The 17804-nt window shown below is 70.6% G+C and carries 13 protein-coding genes; 6 read left to right on the top strand and 7 right to left on the bottom strand.

Annotated features, from left to right (window positions below; all coding sequences use genetic code 11):
• Nucleotides 1-2129 (bottom strand): MMPL family transporter (locus HKK72_RS06640; RefSeq protein WP_187233352.1); only part of this gene is annotated, 2129 nt, incomplete at its 3' end.
• A 168-nt stretch (nt 2130-2297) separates the two neighbouring features.
• On the opposite strand from HKK72_RS06640, the gene HKK72_RS06635 reads away from it, so the two are divergent.
• A complete protein-coding gene (locus HKK72_RS06635) occupies nt 2298-3452 on the top strand; it encodes a cystathionine gamma-synthase (RefSeq protein ID WP_187233351.1) in 1155 nt (384 codons plus the stop codon).
• A gap of 171 nt (nt 3453-3623) precedes the next feature.
• Entirely contained in the window at nt 3624-4655 is a 1032-nt protein-coding gene (locus HKK72_RS06630) for an alpha/beta hydrolase (protein WP_315987112.1), read from the top strand.
• 39 nt (nt 4656-4694) lie between these two features.
• Here the strand turns inward: HKK72_RS06630 and HKK72_RS40690 are convergent, their stop codons facing one another.
• From HKK72_RS40690 to HKK72_RS06615, 3 genes are all read right to left on the bottom strand, one after another.
• Nucleotides 4695-5417 carry a hypothetical protein gene (locus HKK72_RS40690; protein ID WP_261986592.1) on the bottom strand — a complete coding sequence of 241 codons (723 nt, stop codon included), beginning with the start codon at nt 5415-5417 and terminating at the stop codon, nt 4695-4697.
• Between the two features lie 35 nt (nt 5418-5452).
• Entirely contained in the window at nt 5453-7405 is a 1953-nt protein-coding gene (locus HKK72_RS06620; protein ID WP_187233350.1) for a VWA domain-containing protein, read from the bottom strand.
• A 104-nt stretch (nt 7406-7509) separates the two neighbouring features.
• A complete protein-coding gene (locus HKK72_RS06615; protein WP_187233349.1) occupies nt 7510-8922 on the bottom strand; it encodes a sigma 54-interacting transcriptional regulator in 1413 nt (470 codons plus the stop codon).
• 178 nt (nt 8923-9100) lie between these two features.
• Between HKK72_RS06615 and HKK72_RS06610 the strand changes: the two genes are divergently transcribed.
• The 3 genes from HKK72_RS06610 to ilvA all read left to right on the top strand — a co-directional run bounded on the left by HKK72_RS06610 (nt 9101) and on the right by ilvA (nt 12530).
• Nucleotides 9101-10261 (top strand): FIST N-terminal domain-containing protein, encoded by a 1161-nt coding sequence (locus HKK72_RS06610; protein WP_187233348.1) that lies wholly within the window; start codon nt 9101-9103, stop codon nt 10259-10261.
• On the top strand, nt 10251-11222 hold the full coding sequence (locus HKK72_RS06605) for an ROK family protein (RefSeq protein WP_222720401.1): 972 nt from the start codon (nt 10251-10253) through the stop codon (nt 11220-11222). The genes HKK72_RS06610 and HKK72_RS06605 overlap by 11 nt, the downstream gene beginning before the upstream one ends.
• A 93-nt stretch (nt 11223-11315) precedes the next feature.
• Nucleotides 11316-12530 carry a threonine ammonia-lyase gene (gene ilvA / locus HKK72_RS06600; protein WP_187233346.1) on the top strand — a complete coding sequence of 405 codons (1215 nt, stop codon included), beginning with the start codon at nt 11316-11318 and terminating at the stop codon, nt 12528-12530.
• Between the two features lie 15 nt (nt 12531-12545).
• On the opposite strand, the gene HKK72_RS06595 is transcribed toward ilvA, so the two are convergent.
• The 3 genes from HKK72_RS06595 to hppD all read right to left on the bottom strand — a co-directional run bounded on the left by HKK72_RS06595 (nt 12546) and on the right by hppD (nt 17055).
• Nucleotides 12546-14006 carry a M1 family metallopeptidase gene (locus tag HKK72_RS06595; RefSeq protein ID WP_187233345.1) on the bottom strand — a complete coding sequence of 487 codons (1461 nt, stop codon included), beginning with the start codon at nt 14004-14006 and terminating at the stop codon, nt 12546-12548.
• A 219-nt stretch (nt 14007-14225) separates the two neighbouring features.
• Nucleotides 14226-15941: a M1 family metallopeptidase gene (locus tag HKK72_RS06590; RefSeq protein ID WP_315987111.1), complete on the bottom strand. Its 1716-nt coding sequence runs from the start codon at nt 15939-15941 to the stop codon at nt 14226-14228.
• 13 nt (nt 15942-15954) lie between these two features.
• Nucleotides 15955-17055 carry a 4-hydroxyphenylpyruvate dioxygenase gene (hppD, locus tag HKK72_RS06585; RefSeq protein WP_187233344.1) on the bottom strand — a complete coding sequence of 367 codons (1101 nt, stop codon included), beginning with the start codon at nt 17053-17055 and terminating at the stop codon, nt 15955-15957.
• A 243-nt stretch (nt 17056-17298) separates the two neighbouring features.
• Between hppD and HKK72_RS06580 the strand changes: the two genes are divergently transcribed.
• The gene (locus HKK72_RS06580; protein WP_187233360.1) at nt 17299-17802 is read left to right on the top strand and encodes an Lrp/AsnC family transcriptional regulator; all 504 of its coding nucleotides are present in this window, start codon (nt 17299-17301) and stop codon (nt 17800-17802) included.
• Nucleotides 17803-17804: the final 2 nt, after the last annotated feature.

The following is a 17804-nucleotide window of genomic DNA, read 5'->3' as shown; positions in this document are numbered from 1 at the left end:
TCTCCGAGCTCGCCTGGATCGCTGCGCTCCACGGCCTTGTCCCCGTGCCCGGGCCACCACGCCGAGTGGCCCAGAAGCGCGGTGATCGAGGGCACCAGGAACGTGGACATCACGAACGCGGAGATCGCGATACCGACCGCCACCGAGAAGCCCATCTGCTGCAGCATGGCCACGGGCGCGATCACCATCACGAAGAAGGTGCCGGCGAGGATCAGACCCGCCGCCGCGACCGTCGGCCCTCCGTGCTCGACCGCGAGGGCGGCGGCCTGGCGTGGCTCGTTGCCCTCCTTGGCCTCCTCTCGCAGCCGGGCGATCATCAGGATGTTGTAGTCGGTCCCGATGGCCAGCACGAACAGGTAGAGGATGATCGGCAACTGGAAGGTGACCCCCGGCTCGCCCATGATCCCCTGGAACATGTAGACCGCCGAGCCCAGCGTCGCCGCGAAGCCGAGGAGCACCGCGACGACCAGGTAGAGCGGTGCGACCACACTCCGTAGCAGCAGCGCCAGGATCAGGGCGATGAGCACAGCGGCCACCGGCAGGATGACCGACAGGTCACGGTTGTTGACCTCGTTGATGTCGGCGAAGATCGCTGTCGTCCCGCCGACGTACGGGCGCACCCCGCTCGGGGCCGCCTTGTGCACGGCGTCGCGCAACTCACCCTTGACCAGGCTGATCGAATCGTTCGACACCGGGTTCTGCGTGAGGAACAGGTCGACCTTGGCCACGGACTTGTCGGTACCGGGCACTGCCGGCTGCACCTGTCCGACGCCCGGTGCGGACTTGACGGCCCCGCCGAACGCCGTGAGCTGCTCCTGCGAGAGCGGCTGACCGTCGGTGCGCTTGAGCATGACCTGGACCGGAGTGGTGACGCCGGGCGGGAAGCCCTTCTCCATGTCCTTCAGGGCCTGCGCAGACTCGGTGTCCTGCGGGAAGCCGGCCATGAAGTCGTAGTCGGCCTTGAAGCCGAACGCGCCGGCGGCGAGTGCGACCATGATGCCGCCCGAGACGAGTGCGACCAGCGCGGGCCGCCGTCCGACCATCCGGCCGAGCCGAGCCGAGGCCGTCCCCTTGGGCTGCTTCTTCCACGCCTTCGAGGGCCAGAACACGGCCGCGCCGAGGAGCGTCACGATGGCGGGGATCAGGGTGAGCGAGGTGATCGCCATCGCGCCCACGGCGATCGCCAGAGAGGGACCCCACGCGCTGAAGACGCCGAAAGTGGCCAGCAGCAGCACGAGGAAAGCGATCATGACGGCGCCGGCGGCGGAGGCGATGACCTCGCCGACCCGCTCCATGGCGCTGAACATGGCGGTCCGCTTGTCGTCTCCGGCTCGCAGCCGTTCCCGGAAGCGGAACATGAGGAACAGGTAGTAGTCGGCGCCGATTCCGAACAGCACGATCAAAATGATGATGGAAAGGCTGTCGTCACCGGCGAAATTGAAGATCTTGGACGCTATCCCGATCAATCCCATGGCAACCTGCATGGTGACCGATATCACGATGATCGGCAGGACCGCGGCGAGCGGTGCCCGGAAGATCAACAGAATCAATCCGATGATCAGTACGAAGGTGGCGACGCCGACGATCGCGAACGCGCCCTCGAACGAGTCCGCGTTGTCGACCCAACCGGCGACGTCACCGCCGACCTTCGCCTCCAGCCCGCTGCCCTGAAGCAGCTTGGGCAGGTCGGCGCGGACGGCCTCGATCGCCTTGGTCTGTTTCTCCTGGTCGGCGGTCGACATGCCCGACATCGGGACGTTGATGATCTGGACGGCCTTGTTGGGGGCCACGGCCTGCTCGCCGGTGAGGAACCCGTTGACCGACGGCAGCTTCTTGGCCTGCAGCGCCTGTGCCGTCTGCCCGGCCTTGGCGGTGTCGGCGGCGGTCAGTGGCTGACCGTCCGAACGCTTGATGACGATCAGGGCAGAGGTGTCCTCCTGCTGCGGGAACGCCTTCTGGGCCAGATTCATGGCCTGGACGGACTCGTACTTGCTGGGCAGGAACTCGCCCTGGTCCGATTCGGTGGTGAGCGCCGGCGAGAACACGATGATGGCGACCGCGGCGACGAGCCAGGCGCCGATCGTCCACCACGGGTGTCCCACGACGAAACGCGCGAGCCGTGCGAACATTTTCTTCTCTGCCTCATTTCAGTCTTCAGCAACATAGTTCTCGATACTGAACAAGACGGTAGAGCCTGCATCGGCCTGCGGGGTCAACCCCCACGGCGAAATCAGGCCTAATACCTCCGGGGGAGAGCCTCCTCCTGAGGGATGGCGGCGGCCCGTTAATCTCGGGGGATGGACCGTTTCACTGATGCAGCCGGTTTCGAGACCCTGGCCATCCACGCAGGTCAGGAGCCTGATCCCGCCACGGGGGCAGTCGTACCGCCCATCTACCAGGTATCGACGTACAAACAGGACGGCATCGGGGGCCTGCGCGGCGGCTACGAGTACAGTCGCTCGGCCAACCCGACTCGCACCGCCCTGGAGGAGTGCCTGGCGGCGATCGAGGGCGGCACCCGCGGGCTGGCCTTCGCGTCCGGTCTGGCGGCCGAGGACACGCTGCTCCGCACGATATGCAAGCCCGGCGACCACGTCGTGATCCCCGATGACGCCTACGGCGGCACCTACCGGCTCTTCGCCAAGGTCCTGGAGCAGTGGGGGGTGGTCTTCGACCCGGTGCCGCTCGCCGACATCGCCGCCGTGCGCGCCGCCGTACGTCCGGAGACGGCCGCGATCTGGGTCGAGACTCCGACCAACCCACTGCTGGGCATCGCCGACATCGCCGCGCTGGGGCAGGTGGCCCACGGCGGGGGCGCGCTTCTGGTCGTGGACAACACCTTCGCCTCGCCCTATCTGCAGCAGCCGCTTGGCCTCGGGGCCGACGTCGTCGTGCACTCGACCACGAAGTACCTCGGCGGCCACTCCGACGTGGTCGGCGGGGCGCTCGTCGTCTCCGACACCGCGCTGGGCGAGCGGCTCGCGTTCCACCAGAACGCGATGGGCGCCATCAGCGGGCCGTTCGACGCATGGCTGACGCTGCGCGGGATCAAGACCCTGGGCGTTCGCATGGAGCGACACTGCGCCAATGCCACCGCCATCGTGGAGATGCTCGTACGGCATCCTCGGGTCGCCGAGGTCAGGTACCCCGGGCTGCCCGGGCACCCGGGCCACGATGTCGCGGCGAAGCAGATGCGCGCCTTCGGCGGCATGGTCTCGTTCCGGCTCACCGGCGGCGAGGAGGCTGCCGTACGGGTGTGCGAGAGCACCAGGCTGTTCACGCTGGGAGAGTCGCTCGGCGGGGTGGAGTCGCTGATCGAGCATCCGGCCCGCATGACGCACGCCTCAGCGGCAGGTTCGCCGCTCGAGGTGCCCACCGACCTCGTCCGGCTGTCGGTCGGCATCGAGGACCGCGACGACCTGCTCCACGATCTGGAGCGGGCCCTGTCCTGACCCGGGCGTCCCACCCGGACAGCGGACCCGGAGACGCCTCGCCGCCCTGACGGCGGCGGGGCCGGTCGGCCGCGCGCGACGCGACCGGACCGCACGGCCCCCCATATCGCTCCAACGCTCCCCTCGGTGATCTATGATGACCGCCAGATTCCACCACGAGAGGGGCATTGGGTGCGCAAAGGACTGGTGCTCGGTGCAGCCGCGGCCGCGGCGTTCGCGTCGGCGGCGATCGTCCCTCCGGGCGGTGACGCGGCGGCGGCTCCGGGCGATCCGGCCAGTCCGGCGCCGACGGCCTCGACCGACCCGGCGAGCGCCGCTCCGCAGGCACCACAGGCACCTCAGGACGCCCCCGCCACGGTCACCGCCGGCAGCCAGGTCGAGACGGCGCAGGCCTTCATCGTCACGCTGGCCCCCTTGCAGACCAAGAGGTACTCCTACGGGCCCAGCGAGAACCAGCGGATGGACGCCTACTGGCGCGACCCCGGTGCGGAGACGCAACCGGCCGTCCTGCTGCTGCACGGCGGCTACTGGAAGGTCGGCGACAAGTCCTCGTGGGGCAGGGTCGCCTACAAGCTCGCGGCGGACGGTTACGCCGTCTTCGCGGCGGACTACCGGCTCACGGGAGAGGCGCCGTGGCCGGCGCAGCGCGATGACGCCTCGGCCGCGCTGGAGTTCATCAAGCGCCATTCCGCCCGCTTCAAGGTCGACCCGAACAGGATCGTCGTCGTCGGTTCGTCGGCGGGCGGTCAGCTCGCGACGATGCTGGGCACCTACGGCGCCGGGGCGCAGCGCGTCCGTGGCGTGGTCGCCCTGTCGCCGGTGAACTCTCCCTATCTCGGATATCTCGACGGCGCGCTGCCCGGCGCCCTGGGATCACAGGTGCTGTTGCGGCGGGCCGTCGAGGAGCTGATCGGCTGCACGCCGGGAGAGATCGGCACGGCGTGCTGGCAGCGGCTCGAAGACGTGGCGCCGGCCACCCACGCCGGTCGTGGCGACGCGCCGATGCTGATCATGCACTCGACCCAGGAGTTCGTGCCGGCCGCGCACAGCACCGAGCTGGTGGCGGCTCTGAAGGGCTACGGAGTGCCGGTCACGCTGAAAGAGGAGCCGGGTACCGCCCACGGTCTGGCGATCATCAAGGACCCCCAGGCGTGGCGCACCGTGCTCACCTGGATCGACTCCATCGCCAAGAAGCCGGCCTGACCGGTCGCGTCGAGCGCGCCACCGGTCACCGGCGGCTTGTCACCGGCTGTACCAGACCATCAAGAACAAGATCACCAGCCACAGCAGCGCGATGACACCGGAGATCGCGGCGATCCTGCCCTGCTCGACCTGAGCGATGGGGGCCTCGAACGCCGCGGCGGGCTCTTTCCCGGCCGCCCGTTCTTCGGCGACCCGTGCATCGGTGGCCCGTGCTTCGGTGGCCCGTGCTTCGGCGACGCGTGCGTCCGCGTCCTGCGCGTCCGGGACCCGTGCGTCGGCGGCCTGTGCGTCGGCGGACTGTGCCGCGGAGGTCTCGGAGGTGCCGCCCGCCGGAGCCTCTTCCGCGGGTGCGCCCTGCCCGGCACCCTTCTCCGCACCCGCACCCTCGCCCACCGCGGGTTCCGCGGTCGGCGCCCGTACGGCCGACGCACGCCCGGCCGCGGCGAGTTCGAGCGCGTGCACCGCCTTGCGCTGGTCGCGCTCGACGATGAGCAGCAGCACCAGGGCCACGATGAACAGGGTCATCGACGCCGTGAGCCACACCTGGGCGAAGTCGCCGTCCGCGAGGAGCAGACCGAACAGAAAGATCCCGAGAGTGAGCAGCCCGTAGATCCGCGTCGCCCGGTTCAGATAGCGCAGGACGGCGACCTGGCGCAGCCGGATGTAGCGGGGCGAGGCCATCGTCGCCGCGGTCAACGGCCCCAGGGTGAAGATCGCGAATCCGATGTGCAGTATCAACAGCAGGCGATCGGCGCTCGACATGACGCGACCCTATCCGAACCGGTGTGGCGCGGTCGTCAGCTCGCCCGGCGTCGGGCGCGCAGGTAGTCGCTCACGAGGTACTCCCCGAGCCGGTCGGGAGTGGGGGCGAGGACCCGTCCTCCGTTGCGCCGGGCGACCTCTTCGACGAAGGACACCAGGCGCTGGTCGTCGGCGAGCATGAAGACGTTGAGGGTCGCGCCCCGCCGCGTCATCTTGTCCACCTCGGCCATCGTGAGCACCAGCGTCTCGGGAGACGGGGGATAGTCGAAGACCGAGCGGCCGTCGCGGCGCAGATGCGCGGTCGGCTCCCCGTCGGTGACCACCAGCACGATCGGTTCGAAGTCCGGATGCCGGTCGAGATGGCGCCCGGCGATGAGCAGGGCGTGGTGGAGGTTCGTGCCCTGCACCATGTCCCAGTCGAGTCCGGCCATCTCCGTGGAGTGCAGGACCCGTGCGTAGTTCGAGAACCCGATGATCTGGATCGCGTCCTGCGGGTACTTCGTCGTGACCAGCGAGTGCAGCGCGAGGGCCGTCTGCTTGGCCGCTCCCCAGGTGCCGCGCAGCACCATCGAGTAGGACAGGTCCACGAGCAGGCACACCGCGGCGGCGCTCCGGCGCTCGGTCTCGAGCACCTCGAAGTCGCCCGCGCTCAGCCGGATGGGCCGGTGCGCGCCGGACCGGCGTACGGCGTTGCCCAGGGTGCGCACCACGTCGATCGGCTGCTCGTCACCGAACCGCCACTCCCGGCTCGCCCCCGTCAGCTCGCCGGCCTGGCCGGCGCTGCCCTGGTCGTGGTCTCCTCTGCGCCCCGCCTCCAACTGCGAGAAGACGCGCCGCAGCGCGGTCTCACCGAGCCGTCGTACCGCCTTGGGGGTCAGCTCGAGCGCGCCGCCCCGGCGGCGCAGGTAGCCCTGGCGCTCCAGCTCGGCCTCGATCCGGCGCAGCTCGGAGAGATCGTCGACCGCCTGGCGGCCGAGCGCCCGGCGAACCGCCTCCTCGTCGATGTCGTCCATCCGCGCACCGGGATAGTCCTGTCGCAGTGCCGCCTCGAGGTCGGCGAGATCGGCCAGTTCCTCCAGCGCGGTGGTCGCGTCGCCCATGCCGAGGGGATCGTCGCCGGTCATCCGCTCCGACCCGCCCCAGTCCAGGTCGGGCCGACGGGCTCGCAGCGCGTCCGAGAGCCGGGACATCTCCAAGGCCAGCCCGGCGTCCTCGAGCGCCTGCGCCATCAGGCCGGCCAGCTCGGCCCGCTGCTCGGGCGTCAGAGAAGAGAGCAGCCGGTTCATCGCCGCGGCCCGCCTGGCCAGCGAGTCGACCAGCTCCTCCAGCGTGCGCGGGGAATCAGGGAACAGATCCCCGTACTCCCGCATGAAGCGCTCGAAGTCCTCCTCGGTGTGCTCGCCGCGAGCGTCCTTCTCGAGCATCGCGTTGAGCTCGGCCATCATGTCCTTGACCCGCTGCATCGTCGCAGGGTCCTGCTGTTCGAGGGCCTGCTTCATCCCGCGGAACTGGGAGTCGAGCACATCGCGCCGCAGCAGGTTCTTGAGCTCCTCGAAGGTCGCGCGCGCATCGGGCGAGCGCCATTCGTAGTCCCTGAGCCGGGTGATCGCCTGCGCGGTGTCGGTCGGCAGCGTGTCGAGCTCGGCCTCACGCAGCCTGGCGTCGTCACCCGGATCGGGGAACAGCGTCGCGCGCTCCTGGCCGATCGCCTTGTCGAGCAGTGACCGCGCCTGTTCCAGGGTCCCGTCCAGCCGCCCCTGACCGCGCAGGTCCCGTCGGCGGTTCCTGACCTGGCGGAGCAGATCGTCCAGGCCGCGCCCGCGCGGCGAATCGGGCAGCCCGCGGCGCAGCAGGTCCCGCAGAGCCTCGGCCGGATCGGTGCCGTCGAGCACCGAGTCGCCCATGGCGTCCAGCGCCGCGCGTACGTCGTAGGGCGGCGTGAGCGGATCAGGGCCGTCGTGATAGGCGCCGTACCGGTAACGGGTCATGCTCGACGGCCTCGCACTCGTGCCCTCCTCGGCCCAGCCGACGCCGCGCCCCTCGCGCCCCTCGCACTCCGCGGTCCAGTCACCGTCGAGCCCTCCCTACCACGTCAGGTCCGGTACGTCGCGGTGCCGTCGGGGCCCGGCGAGGAGACGTCCTTGGACAGCCGCCGCGTCAGGAAGAGCCCTTCGAGGGCGAACTCCAGAGCCGCGGCGGCCTGGCCGGGCGACTCACCGGACATCCCCAGCCGCTCCATGATCTTGGCCAGCCCGGAGACCTGCCCGACCCGCTTGAGCAGCTCGGCGGCAGGGACCAGCTCGCCGGAGTCGACGCTGTCACCGGCGTCGAACTTGTCCAGCAGCCCGGACAGATCGACCGGCCCGAGAGTGCGCCGATAGGTCTCGGCGACGGCCCGCCGCAGCAGGTGCTCCAGCACCTCCTGCTCGCGGCCCTCCTCGCTGACCTCGAACTCCACCTTGCCGAGCAGCGTGGGCACCACCGCGGGCAGGTCGCACACGCGCGCGACGGGATGCTGTTCACCGGTGAGCGCGGCACGGCGGAGTGCGCCGGCCGCCACCGTCTCGGCGCCGGCGATGGCGAACCGCGCGGACACGCCGGATCTGGAGTCCACCGCGGTCGAGTCGCGGACGAGCCGGGTGAACCGGCCGATCACCTCGATCAGGTGGCCGGGCACCTCGGCGCCGAGCCCGGCGAGATCGGCCTCCTGCCGGACGAGATCGAGCTCGTCGTCCAACGCCAAGGGGTAGTGGGTGCGGATCTCGGCGCCGAAGCGATCCTTCAGCGGGGTGATGATCCGGCCGCGGTTGGTGTAGTCCTCGGGGTTGGCGCTGGCGACGAGGAGGACGTCCAGAGGCAGCCGCAGGGCGTAGCCGCGGACCTGGATGTCGCGCTCCTCGAGCACGTTGAGCAGCGCCACCTGGATGCGCTCGGCCAGGTCCGGCAGCTCGTTGATGGAGAAGATCCCGCGGTTGGTGCGCGGCACCAGGCCGAAGTGCACAGTCTCGGGGTCGCCGAGCGTACGGCCTTCGGCCACCTTGATCGGGTCGATGTCGCCGATCAGGTCGCCCACGCTCGTGTCGGGCGTGGCCAGCTTCTCGCTGAACCGTTCATCCCGGTGCATCCAGGCGATGGGCAACTCGTCACCCAGTTCGGCGGCGAGCCGCCGGCAGCGCACGCACACGGGCTCGTACGGGTGATCGTTGATCTCGCAGCCGGCGATGACGGGGGTCCACTCGTCCAGCAGGCCCGCCAGGGTGCGGATCAGCCTGGTCTTGCCCTGACCGCGCTCGCCCAGGAGCACGAGGTCGTGCCCGGCCAGCAGGGCACGCTCCAGATGGGGCAGGACGGTGTCGTCGAACCCGACGATCCCAGGGAAGCGGGGTTCGCCGGATCGGAGCCGGGCCAGCAGGTTCTGCCGGAGTTCGGCCTTCACCGGGCGATGGACGTGGCCGTTTGCGCGCAGCTCACTGACGGTGGTCTCGCGCGTCGTCGAATCAGGCACGAGATCGACACTACGTCGCCGGTGCTCAGGCTCGCACCTCGGTTCGCCACCTGCGACCGCGTTCGCCGACCGCCAGGGTGGCCGGACGCCGCCGAAAGCCGGCTGATTTTGGTAAGCGACCGTGGAACCGGGGAGAATCGGGTCTACACGCGGAGACCATACGAGGGAGGTGGACCCAGTGGCGCGCTTCGGCGACGGACTTGCCCTCGGACCCGATCTGTTGAGCTCGGCGGAATCCGCTGTGCGCCAGGCGATGGCGCCGCTGACCGGGCGCGCGGATCTCATGTGCGTCTTCATCACCGGAGACGACCCCGATCTGGTCGAGGCGGCGGCCAGGCGGGCCATGGAGGTCGCGACCGCCCGTACGATCATCGGCTGCAGCGCGAGCGGCGTGATCGGCGGCAACCGGGGTGTGGAGGAGACCAGCGCCGTCAGCGCGTGGGCGGCGATGCTGCCGCACGCGCGCATCGAGCCGTTCCGGCTGGACACGCTGCGCACCGATGACCGGCTGGTCGTGCTCGGCATGCCCGAAGGCCGGGACGACGACGTGGTCGGCGTGCTGCTGGCCGACCCCTACAGCTTCCCGGTGGACGCCTTCGTCGAGAGGTCCGGTGACGTACTGCCCGGGCTGCCCCTGGTGGGCGGGCTGGCGGGCGGTGACGTTCGCGGTTCGACGCGGCTGTTCGTCGACGACGAGGTCATCGATTCCGGCGCGGTCGGCGTGGTGCTCGGCGGGCCGATCACCGCCGCCACCGTGGTGAGCCAGGGCGCGCGGCCGATCGGTCCCTCGATGGCCGTGACCAAGGCCGAGGACAACGTGCTGTACGAGTTGGCCGGCGCGCCGGCGCTCGACAAGCTCGAGCAGATCATCACCGTGCTGCCGGCCGACGAGCAGGAACTCGCCGCCTCGGGACTGCTCATCGGCGTCGCGATGGACGAGTACGCCGATGAGCACGAACAGGGCGACTTCCTCGTCCGCGGCGTCGTGGGGGCCGATACCGACAACGGCGCGATCGCCATCGGCGACGTGGTCGAGGTCGGCCGCACCGTGCGGTTCCAGGTACGCGACGCCGGAGCCGCCGACGAGGATCTGGCCGAGCTGCTCGAGCGGTTCGATCTGTCCCCGGTCGGAGGGGCGTTGCTGTTCTCGTGCAACGGCCGCGGCAGGGCGATGTTCCCGAGCTCCGACCATGATGTGCGAACCCTTCGGCGGACCTTCGGCCCGGCGGGCGTCGGCGGGTTCTTCGCGGCGGGCGAGATCGGCCCGGTCGGCGGCCGCAACCATGTGCACGGCTTCACCGCCTCGATCCTGGCCTTCGGAGCAGACGATGACGCCTGACCCGCCCGAGGCCGGCGGAGGCCCGGTTCTCGCGGTGGACATCGGCGGGACCAAGCTGGCCGTCGGCCTGGTGGAGTACGGCGGCCGGATCACCGCGTACGACCGGATGGAGACGCCCAACGAGCCCGACCTGGACGCCGAGGTCCTGTGGCGCACCCTGGAGGCGCTGCTCGACAAGCTGCTCGCCGACAGCGGCACCCCCACGATCGTGGGGGTCGGAGTCGGCTGCGGCGGGCCGATGACCTGGCCGGCCGCAGAGGTGTCGCCGCTGAACATCCCCGCCTGGCGGGGGTTCCCGCTGAGGGACCGGCTGCGCGGCCGCCATCCAGGCCTGCCCGTACGGGTGCACAACGACGCCGTCTGCGTGGCGGTCGCCGAACACTGGCGAGGAGCGGGCCGGGGCAGGGAGAACGTTCTCGGCATGGTGGTGTCGACCGGCGTCGGCGGCGGGCTCATCCTGGGCGGACGCCTGATCGACGGCGCCCGGGGCAACGCCGGGCACATCGGTCATGTGATCGTCGACCCCGAGGGTCCGCCGTGCGGGTGCGGAGGCCGGGGCTGCCTCGAGGCGATCGCACGGGGGCCGGCACTGGCCGCCTGGGCGCGGGAGCAGGGCTGGCGGCCGGGGCGGCACGACACCACGGCCAAGGACCTCGCGGACGACGCGGCCCGCGGGCACCCCATCGCGACCACGGCGCTGCGGCGGGCCGGCCGGGCGCTGGGCATCGCCATCGCCTCGGCGACGCACCTGTGCGATCTCGAGGTGATCGCCATCGGCGGCGGGCTGTCCCAGGCCGGGCCGCTGCTGTTCGACCCGCTGGAGGAGTCGCTGCGGGTGCACGCGCGCATGGACTACGCGAGGAAACTGCGTGTCGTCCCGGCCGCTCTGGGCCAGCCCGCGGGCCTCATCGGAGCCGCCGCCCTGGTGTTCGCCGCCGACCGCTACTGGAGCGCGGACTGACCGCAGGTCCGGGCGGGTCCGGACCTGCGCCCGCGACCCTCGCGACGGCGGCGGGTGCGGCCTGGCCCGGCACGGAAGTGGGAGACTCGGGGCATGACTTGGGATCCCGTGGGCGTACGTGAGATCCGTGCGGCCGCCGAGCTGCTGCGTGATGTCGCCGTGCCCACACCGCTGCTGCATTCCCGCTACCTGTCCGAGATGGTCGGCGGCCCGGTCTACCTCAAGTGCGAGAACCTGCAGCGCACCGGCTCCTTCAAGATCCGTGGGGCCTATGTGCGGATCGCCCGGCTGAGCGAGGCGGAGCGGGCCGGCGGCGTCGTCGCGGCGAGTGCGGGAAACCATGCCCAGGGCGTCGCCCACGCCGCCTCGCTGCTGGGCTGCAAGGCGACCGTCTTCATGCCCAAGGGCGCGCCACTGCCCAAGGTGGCCGCGACGAAGGCGTACGGCGCGGAGGTGCTGTTCCCCGGGCCGACCGTGGACGACTGCCTGGTCGCCGCCGAGGCCTACGCGGAGGAGCGGGGCGCCGTCTTCATCCACCCCTTCGACCACCCCGACGTGGTCGCGGGGCAGGGCACCATCGGCCTGGAGATCCTCGAGCAGTGCCCCGACGTGCGAACGATCGTCGCCGCCACCGGCGGCGGCGGCCTGGTGGCCGGGATCGCCACGGCGGTCAAGGAGCTCAGGCAGGACGTCAAGGTCATCGGAGTGCAGGCCAAGCGGGCCGCCGCCTTCCCGCCGTCACTGGCCACCGCCCACCCGACCCGGATCGACATCGGCCCCACGATGGCGGACGGCATCGCGGTGGGCCGCCCCGGAGACCTGACCTTCGAACTGGTCTCCAAGCTGGTCGACGCCGTCGTCACCGTGTCCGAGGAGTCTCTCTCGCAGGCGCTGCTGCTCTGCCTGGAACGCTCGAAGCAGGTCGTCGAGCCGGCCGGCGCCGCCGGGGTCGCCGCGATGCTCGAGCACTCGTACGCCTTCAACCCGCCCGTGGTGGCCCTGCTGTCGGGCGGCAACATCGACCCGGTGCTGCTCGCCAAGGTACTGCGGCACGGGCTGGCGGTGGCGGGACGCTACCTGGTCGTCCGATGCCGGGTGCAGGACCGGCCGGGAGCGCTGGTCACGCTGCTGAGCGAGCTGGCCGATCTCGGCGTGAACGTGCTCGACGTGATGCACGAGCGGGTCGCCCCCCGGCTGCACGTCGAGGACGCCGAGGTGCTCATGCACCTGGAGACCCGGGGGCCCGACCACTGCGACGAGGTGCTGGGGCGGCTCAGGGCCAAGGGCTACGTGCTCACGTTCACCTGATCCGCGTGCGACCGGTCACCGCTTCGGCTTGCCCTTGTCGTAGAGCCAGGCCTGGAAGAGCTTGTCGAGCTGCATGCCCGACACCTTCTCGGCGAAGATCACGAACTCGACGATGGTCGCGGTGCCGTGCCGGCGCGCGGCCGCCCAGTCGCGCAGGATGGCGAAGAACTTCGCGTCTCCCACCTTGGCGCGCAGGGCCTGCAGGCACATGGCGCCCCGCACGTAGATCGAGGAGCTGAAGAGGCTCTGCGCGCCCGGGTCGCCCGCGGGCGGATTGAAGATCGGTGATCGCGGCGGCTGCCGGTAGTGCCGCTCGAATATCTTCGCCGTGGTCTCCTGCCGCGTGTGCTCACGCCACAGCCACTCGGCGTAGGTCGCGAAGCCCTCGTTGAGCCAGATGTCCTGCCAGCGCCACAGGCTGACGCTGTCGCCGAACCACTGGTGGGCCAGTTCGTGCACGATGAACCGCTCGTCGGGTGCGAAGCCGAGGTAGACCGGCCGCTCCTGGGTCTCCAGGGCATAGCCCAGCCGCGGATCGTCGATGATGCCCCCGGCCGTCTGGAAGGGGTAGTCGCCGAACATCCGGATCTGCCACCGGAGGACCTCCATCGTCGTGGTGTGGAGGCGCTCGGCGGCCGAACCGAACTGCGGGTCCACCGCCGTGATGACCGGGATGTCATCGACCCGGCCGCGCCGGACCGCGAACCGGCCGATGGCGATCATCGCCAGATAGCTGGCCATCGGGTCCCGCTCGGTCCACACGTACGTGGTGTTCGCCCCCCGGGTCACCGGGGGATGCGGGTCGCCGTTCGCCAGCACCTGCAGGTTCTTCGGCACCGTGACGCGGAAGATGTAGGTCGCCTTGTCCCGGGGATGGTCGTTCACCGGAAGCCAGGTCGGCGCCCCGTCCGGCTCGGAGACCACGACCGCGCCGTCCCTCGTCCTCACCCAGCCGTACGTGCCAAGGGCGGCATGGCGGCTCGGCCTCGGCCGGCCGGCGTAGCGCACGATCGTCGTGAAGGTGTCCCCGCGCGTCAGCGTCTTCGGAGGGCGGACCATGAGCTCCTGGCCCTTGCGCTCATGCGGTGCGGGCAGGCCGTTGACCAGCAGTTCGGTGATCTCGGGGCCGCGGAAGTCGAGGTTGAAGGCGGACAGGTCCTGCGTCGCCCTCGCGGTGATGGCCACGGTGGCGGCGACGCGCTGGTCGGCGGGGGCATAGCGCAGGTCCACCTGGTACTCCCCGACGTCGTAGCCGCCGTTGCCGGCGTGGGGGAAGTACTTGTCGCCAAGCCCGGCCGCGCCGGGACGGCCTGCGGAGGCGGGTACGGGAGCCACGGCCGGCGCGGTCGTCCTAGCGGGGGCGGGCGGGCCGGTGACCCGTGTGGCGGCGTACGGCGTGATCGCCGGTCGCGCGGGCGCTTCCAGCGGCCATGGGGCCGACCGCAGCACCGTCACGCCGCTACCGTTGATCGTCATCAGCACGCATGCGGCGGTCACCACGGCGGTCACCCGGAGGGCCGCCCGCCGGGCGGCGCGTCGGGTCGCCCGCCTGGCCGCCGGTCCGTCAGGGCGTCTGGTCGCTTGTCCGAGAGGGCGGTTCACCCGGCATACCCTGTGGTCCCGGCCGGTGCGGTGTCGCGGCGCCCGCCGAGTCTTTCCGGATACCTTGCCGAGGGTTGCCCGTTCGCTGGGGCGTCACCAGCTGGTGGGGCGGCCCCGCTCGTACAGCCAGACCCGGAAGAACCTGTCGAGCTTGTGGTCGGACAGCCGTTCGGCCAGCGCGATGAACTGCGCGGTCGTCGCGTTGCCGTGCCGGTGCTCCTTGGCCCAGGTGCGGAGGATGGTGAAGAAGGTGGCGTCGCCGACCTTGCGCCGCAGCGCGTGCAGTGTCATGCCGCCGCGGTCGTACACCGAGCGCCCGAACATCTGGCCACGCCCCGGGTTGCCCGGTGGCACGTCCCAGACCTCCCGGTTGTCGGTCTGCCGGTACCTCGTGTCGAACTCCTGCTGTACGGTCGGCCCGCCGGCCCGCTCGCCCCAGATCCATTCCGCGTAGGTCGCGAAGCCCTCGTTGAGCCAGATGTCCTTCCACCTGGTCACGCTGACGCTGTCGCCGAACCACTGGTGCGCCAGTTCGTGGGCCACGATCGTCTCCTGGGCGCCGAACGATCCGTAGACCGGGCGGTTCTGGGTCTCCAGCGCGAAGCCCACGTCGGCGTCATCGACGATCCCGCCCGTGGACGAGAACGGGTAGGGGCCGAACAGCTTCACCCACTCGTCGGTGATCTGGGCGTTCTTGGCCTGGAAGTCGTCCACGTCGGTGTTGAAGACGGTCGGGTCGACGGCGGACAGGATCGGGATCCCACCGGGCGTCGTGCCCTTCCGCACGTCGAAGCGGCCGACGTTGACGGTGGCGAGGTAGGTCGCCATGGGCTCTTTGACCCGCCAGGTCGTCGTGGTGTCGGCATGAGCGGCAGCCTGGGTGAACCGCGGCGTCGAGCTGGAACCGGGCGGCTGGATCTCATCGCCCTCGCCATCGCCGGGGGCCGGTCCCTCGGTCTGCTCGCCGTTGGCGATGGCGGTCAGCCCGTTCGGCACCGTGATGTGGAAGTCGAACGTGGCCTTGTCACTGGGATGGTCGTTGCCCGGGAACCAGCTGTGCGCGCCGCTCGGCTGGCATGCGACGAAGACGCCGTCCCGGGTGGGGATCCAGCCGTAGCGCTGCAAGATCGGGTCGACGACGGTCTTGGGCGTGCCGGAGTAGCGCACCAGGACCTTGAAGGTCGCGCCCTTCTTCAGTGGAGCGGCCGGGGAGACGATCAGTTCGCTGCCCTGCCGCTCGTGGCGTGCGGCGGCGTCGTCCACCCGCACCTCGGCGACGTTCAGGTCGGACAGGTCGAGATCGAACCGCGACATCGCCTGGGTCGCCCGGGCGGTGATCTCGGCGACGCCGTCCAGTGCCTTCGCGCTGTCGCCCGGGTCGATGCGCAGCTTGAGGTCGTAGTGCTGAACGTCGTATCCGCCGTTGCCGTCACCCGTGGTGTAGGGATCGCCCACGGAGGAGGCGCCGGCATCGCCCGGGACCGCCGCTGGCGGCGGGGCGGAGGGACCCTCGGCGGGCCGGTCCAGGTCGATGGAGCACGAGGCCGCGGCGCTCACCGCGGCGAGCGCCACGGCGATCCGGGGGACGGTTTGCGGAATTCGTGACGTCATCACGTCGCCCAGCCTGCCCGGTGCCCGGCGGGCTGGGCAAGCCGAGATCGACATCGATGCCGTGTCGCGGCGGGTGGCGTGCGGGCCGGGGGCGTCATGGAGCGCCGGCCGCGGTGCGGTCAGTGGCAGGCCGTCGTACGGGTCGGCGGCCGGCCGTCGTACGGTCGGCGGCCGCCCGCCCGCGCGGCCGGCCCGCACGCCATCGGGCCGGTCAGAGGTTGCCCCGGCGCTCCTGCTCGCGTTCGATCGCCTCGAACAGCGCCTTGAAGTTGCCCTTGCCGAAGCCCAGGGAGCCGTGGCGTTCGATCAGCTCGAAGAAGACCGTCGGCCGGTCCTGCACCGGCTGGGTGAAGATCTGCAGCAGATAACCGTCCTCGTCGCGGTCAACGAGGATCTTGCGCTTCTGCAGCTCTTCGATGGGCACCCGTACGTTCCCGATGCGCGACCGCAGCTCCGGGTCCTCGTAATAGGAGTCCGGGGTGTCGAGGAAGTCCACACCGGCCGCCCGCATCCGGTCGACCGAGGCGAGGATGTCGCCGGTGGCGAGTGCGATGTGCTGCACGCCCGGGCCGCCGTAGAACTCCAGGTACTCGTCGATCTGCGACTTGCGCTTGCTCTCCGCCGGCTCGTTGAGCGGGAACTTCACCTTCCGGCTGCCGTCCGCGACCACCTTGGACATGAGCGCGGAGTACTCCGTGGCGATGTCGTCGCCGATGAACTCGGCCATGTCCGTGAAGCCCATGACGCGGTGGTAGAAGTCCGCCCACTCGTCCATGCGCTCGACGTTGCCGACGCAGTGGTCGACGGCCTGGAAGCACCTGCCGGGCGCCGTCTCGACCATGGGCGCGGCCGGGACGTACCCGGGGAGGTAGGGGCCCGAGTAGTTGGACCGGTCGACGAGGGAGTGACGGGTCTCGCCGTACGTCGCGATGGCGGCGATCACGACCTTGCCGTACTCGTCCTCGATCGCGTGCGGCTCCTCGAGCCCCACCGCGCCCTGGGCGATCGCGTGCTCGTACGCCGCCTCGACGTCGGGCACCTCGATGGCGAGGTCCACGACGCCGTCGCCGTGCTCGGCGACATGCCGGCCGAGGTCGGTGCCCGCGCGAATCGGCCCACGGAAGACGAAGCGGGCGCTGCCCGACTCGAGGACATAGGCCGCCTCGTCCGGGCTGCCGTTCTCCGGACCTCGGTAGGCGACCCGGCGCATGCCGAACGCGGTCGAGTAGTAGTGCGCCGCCTGCCTGGCGTTTCCGACGGCGAAGACGATGGCGTCCATCCCCTTGACGGGGAAATCGTCCCGATCGTTCATGGTGCTGCTCCCTCGCGCGGTTGGTGCTTCAATCTGATCCACGATCTACAGAGTGCGCAAGGGCAACAAAATATACTGGACAATCTGTAGGGTGGTATTCGCGCCGAAGCGGGCGTTCTGTACAGGATGACCATGATCAAAGCATTCTGAGTGATCTTGCGTCTGGCGGCGCGGGTGACCGCGGGTGCGGCGGCGCCCTGGAGCGGCGACTCGAGATCACGGCGGAAGGACGAGGGGCGGGTTTTGGACACGCCGATCGACGAACTGGACGGGCGGTTGATCGCGCTGCTGACCGCGGAGCCGCGCGTCGGCGTCCTGGAATGCTCGCGGCGGCTGGGCGTGGCCCGTGGAACCGTCCAGGCCAGGCTGGACCGGCTGGCGCAGCGCGGCGTGATCAGGGGCTTCGGGCCGGAGATCGATCCGGCCGCGCTCGGCTACGACGTGACCGCGTTCGCGACCCTGCAGATCCGTCAGGTCGGCGGACACGACCCGGTGGCCGAGCGGCTGGCCGAGATCCCGGAGGTGATCGAGGCGCACACCATCACCGGCTCGGGCGACATGCTGTGCCGCATCGTGGCCCGCAGCAACCGGGACCTGCAGCGGGTGATCGACCAGATCGTCGACGTCCAGGGCGTGGAACGCGCGTCGACCACGATCGCCCTCGCCACCCCGGTGCGTCAGCGCACACTGCCGCTCGTCCGCTCGGCGGCCGGGCCGACGCGGACCGGCCCGGCGCTCAGCCCGTGACC

The sequence above is a fragment of the Actinomadura sp. HBU206391 genome, assembly GCF_014323665.1.
Taxonomy (GTDB): domain Bacteria; phylum Actinomycetota; class Actinomycetes; order Streptosporangiales; family Streptosporangiaceae; genus Actinomadura_C.
This window is presented reverse-complemented; position numbering and strand designations above follow the sequence as displayed.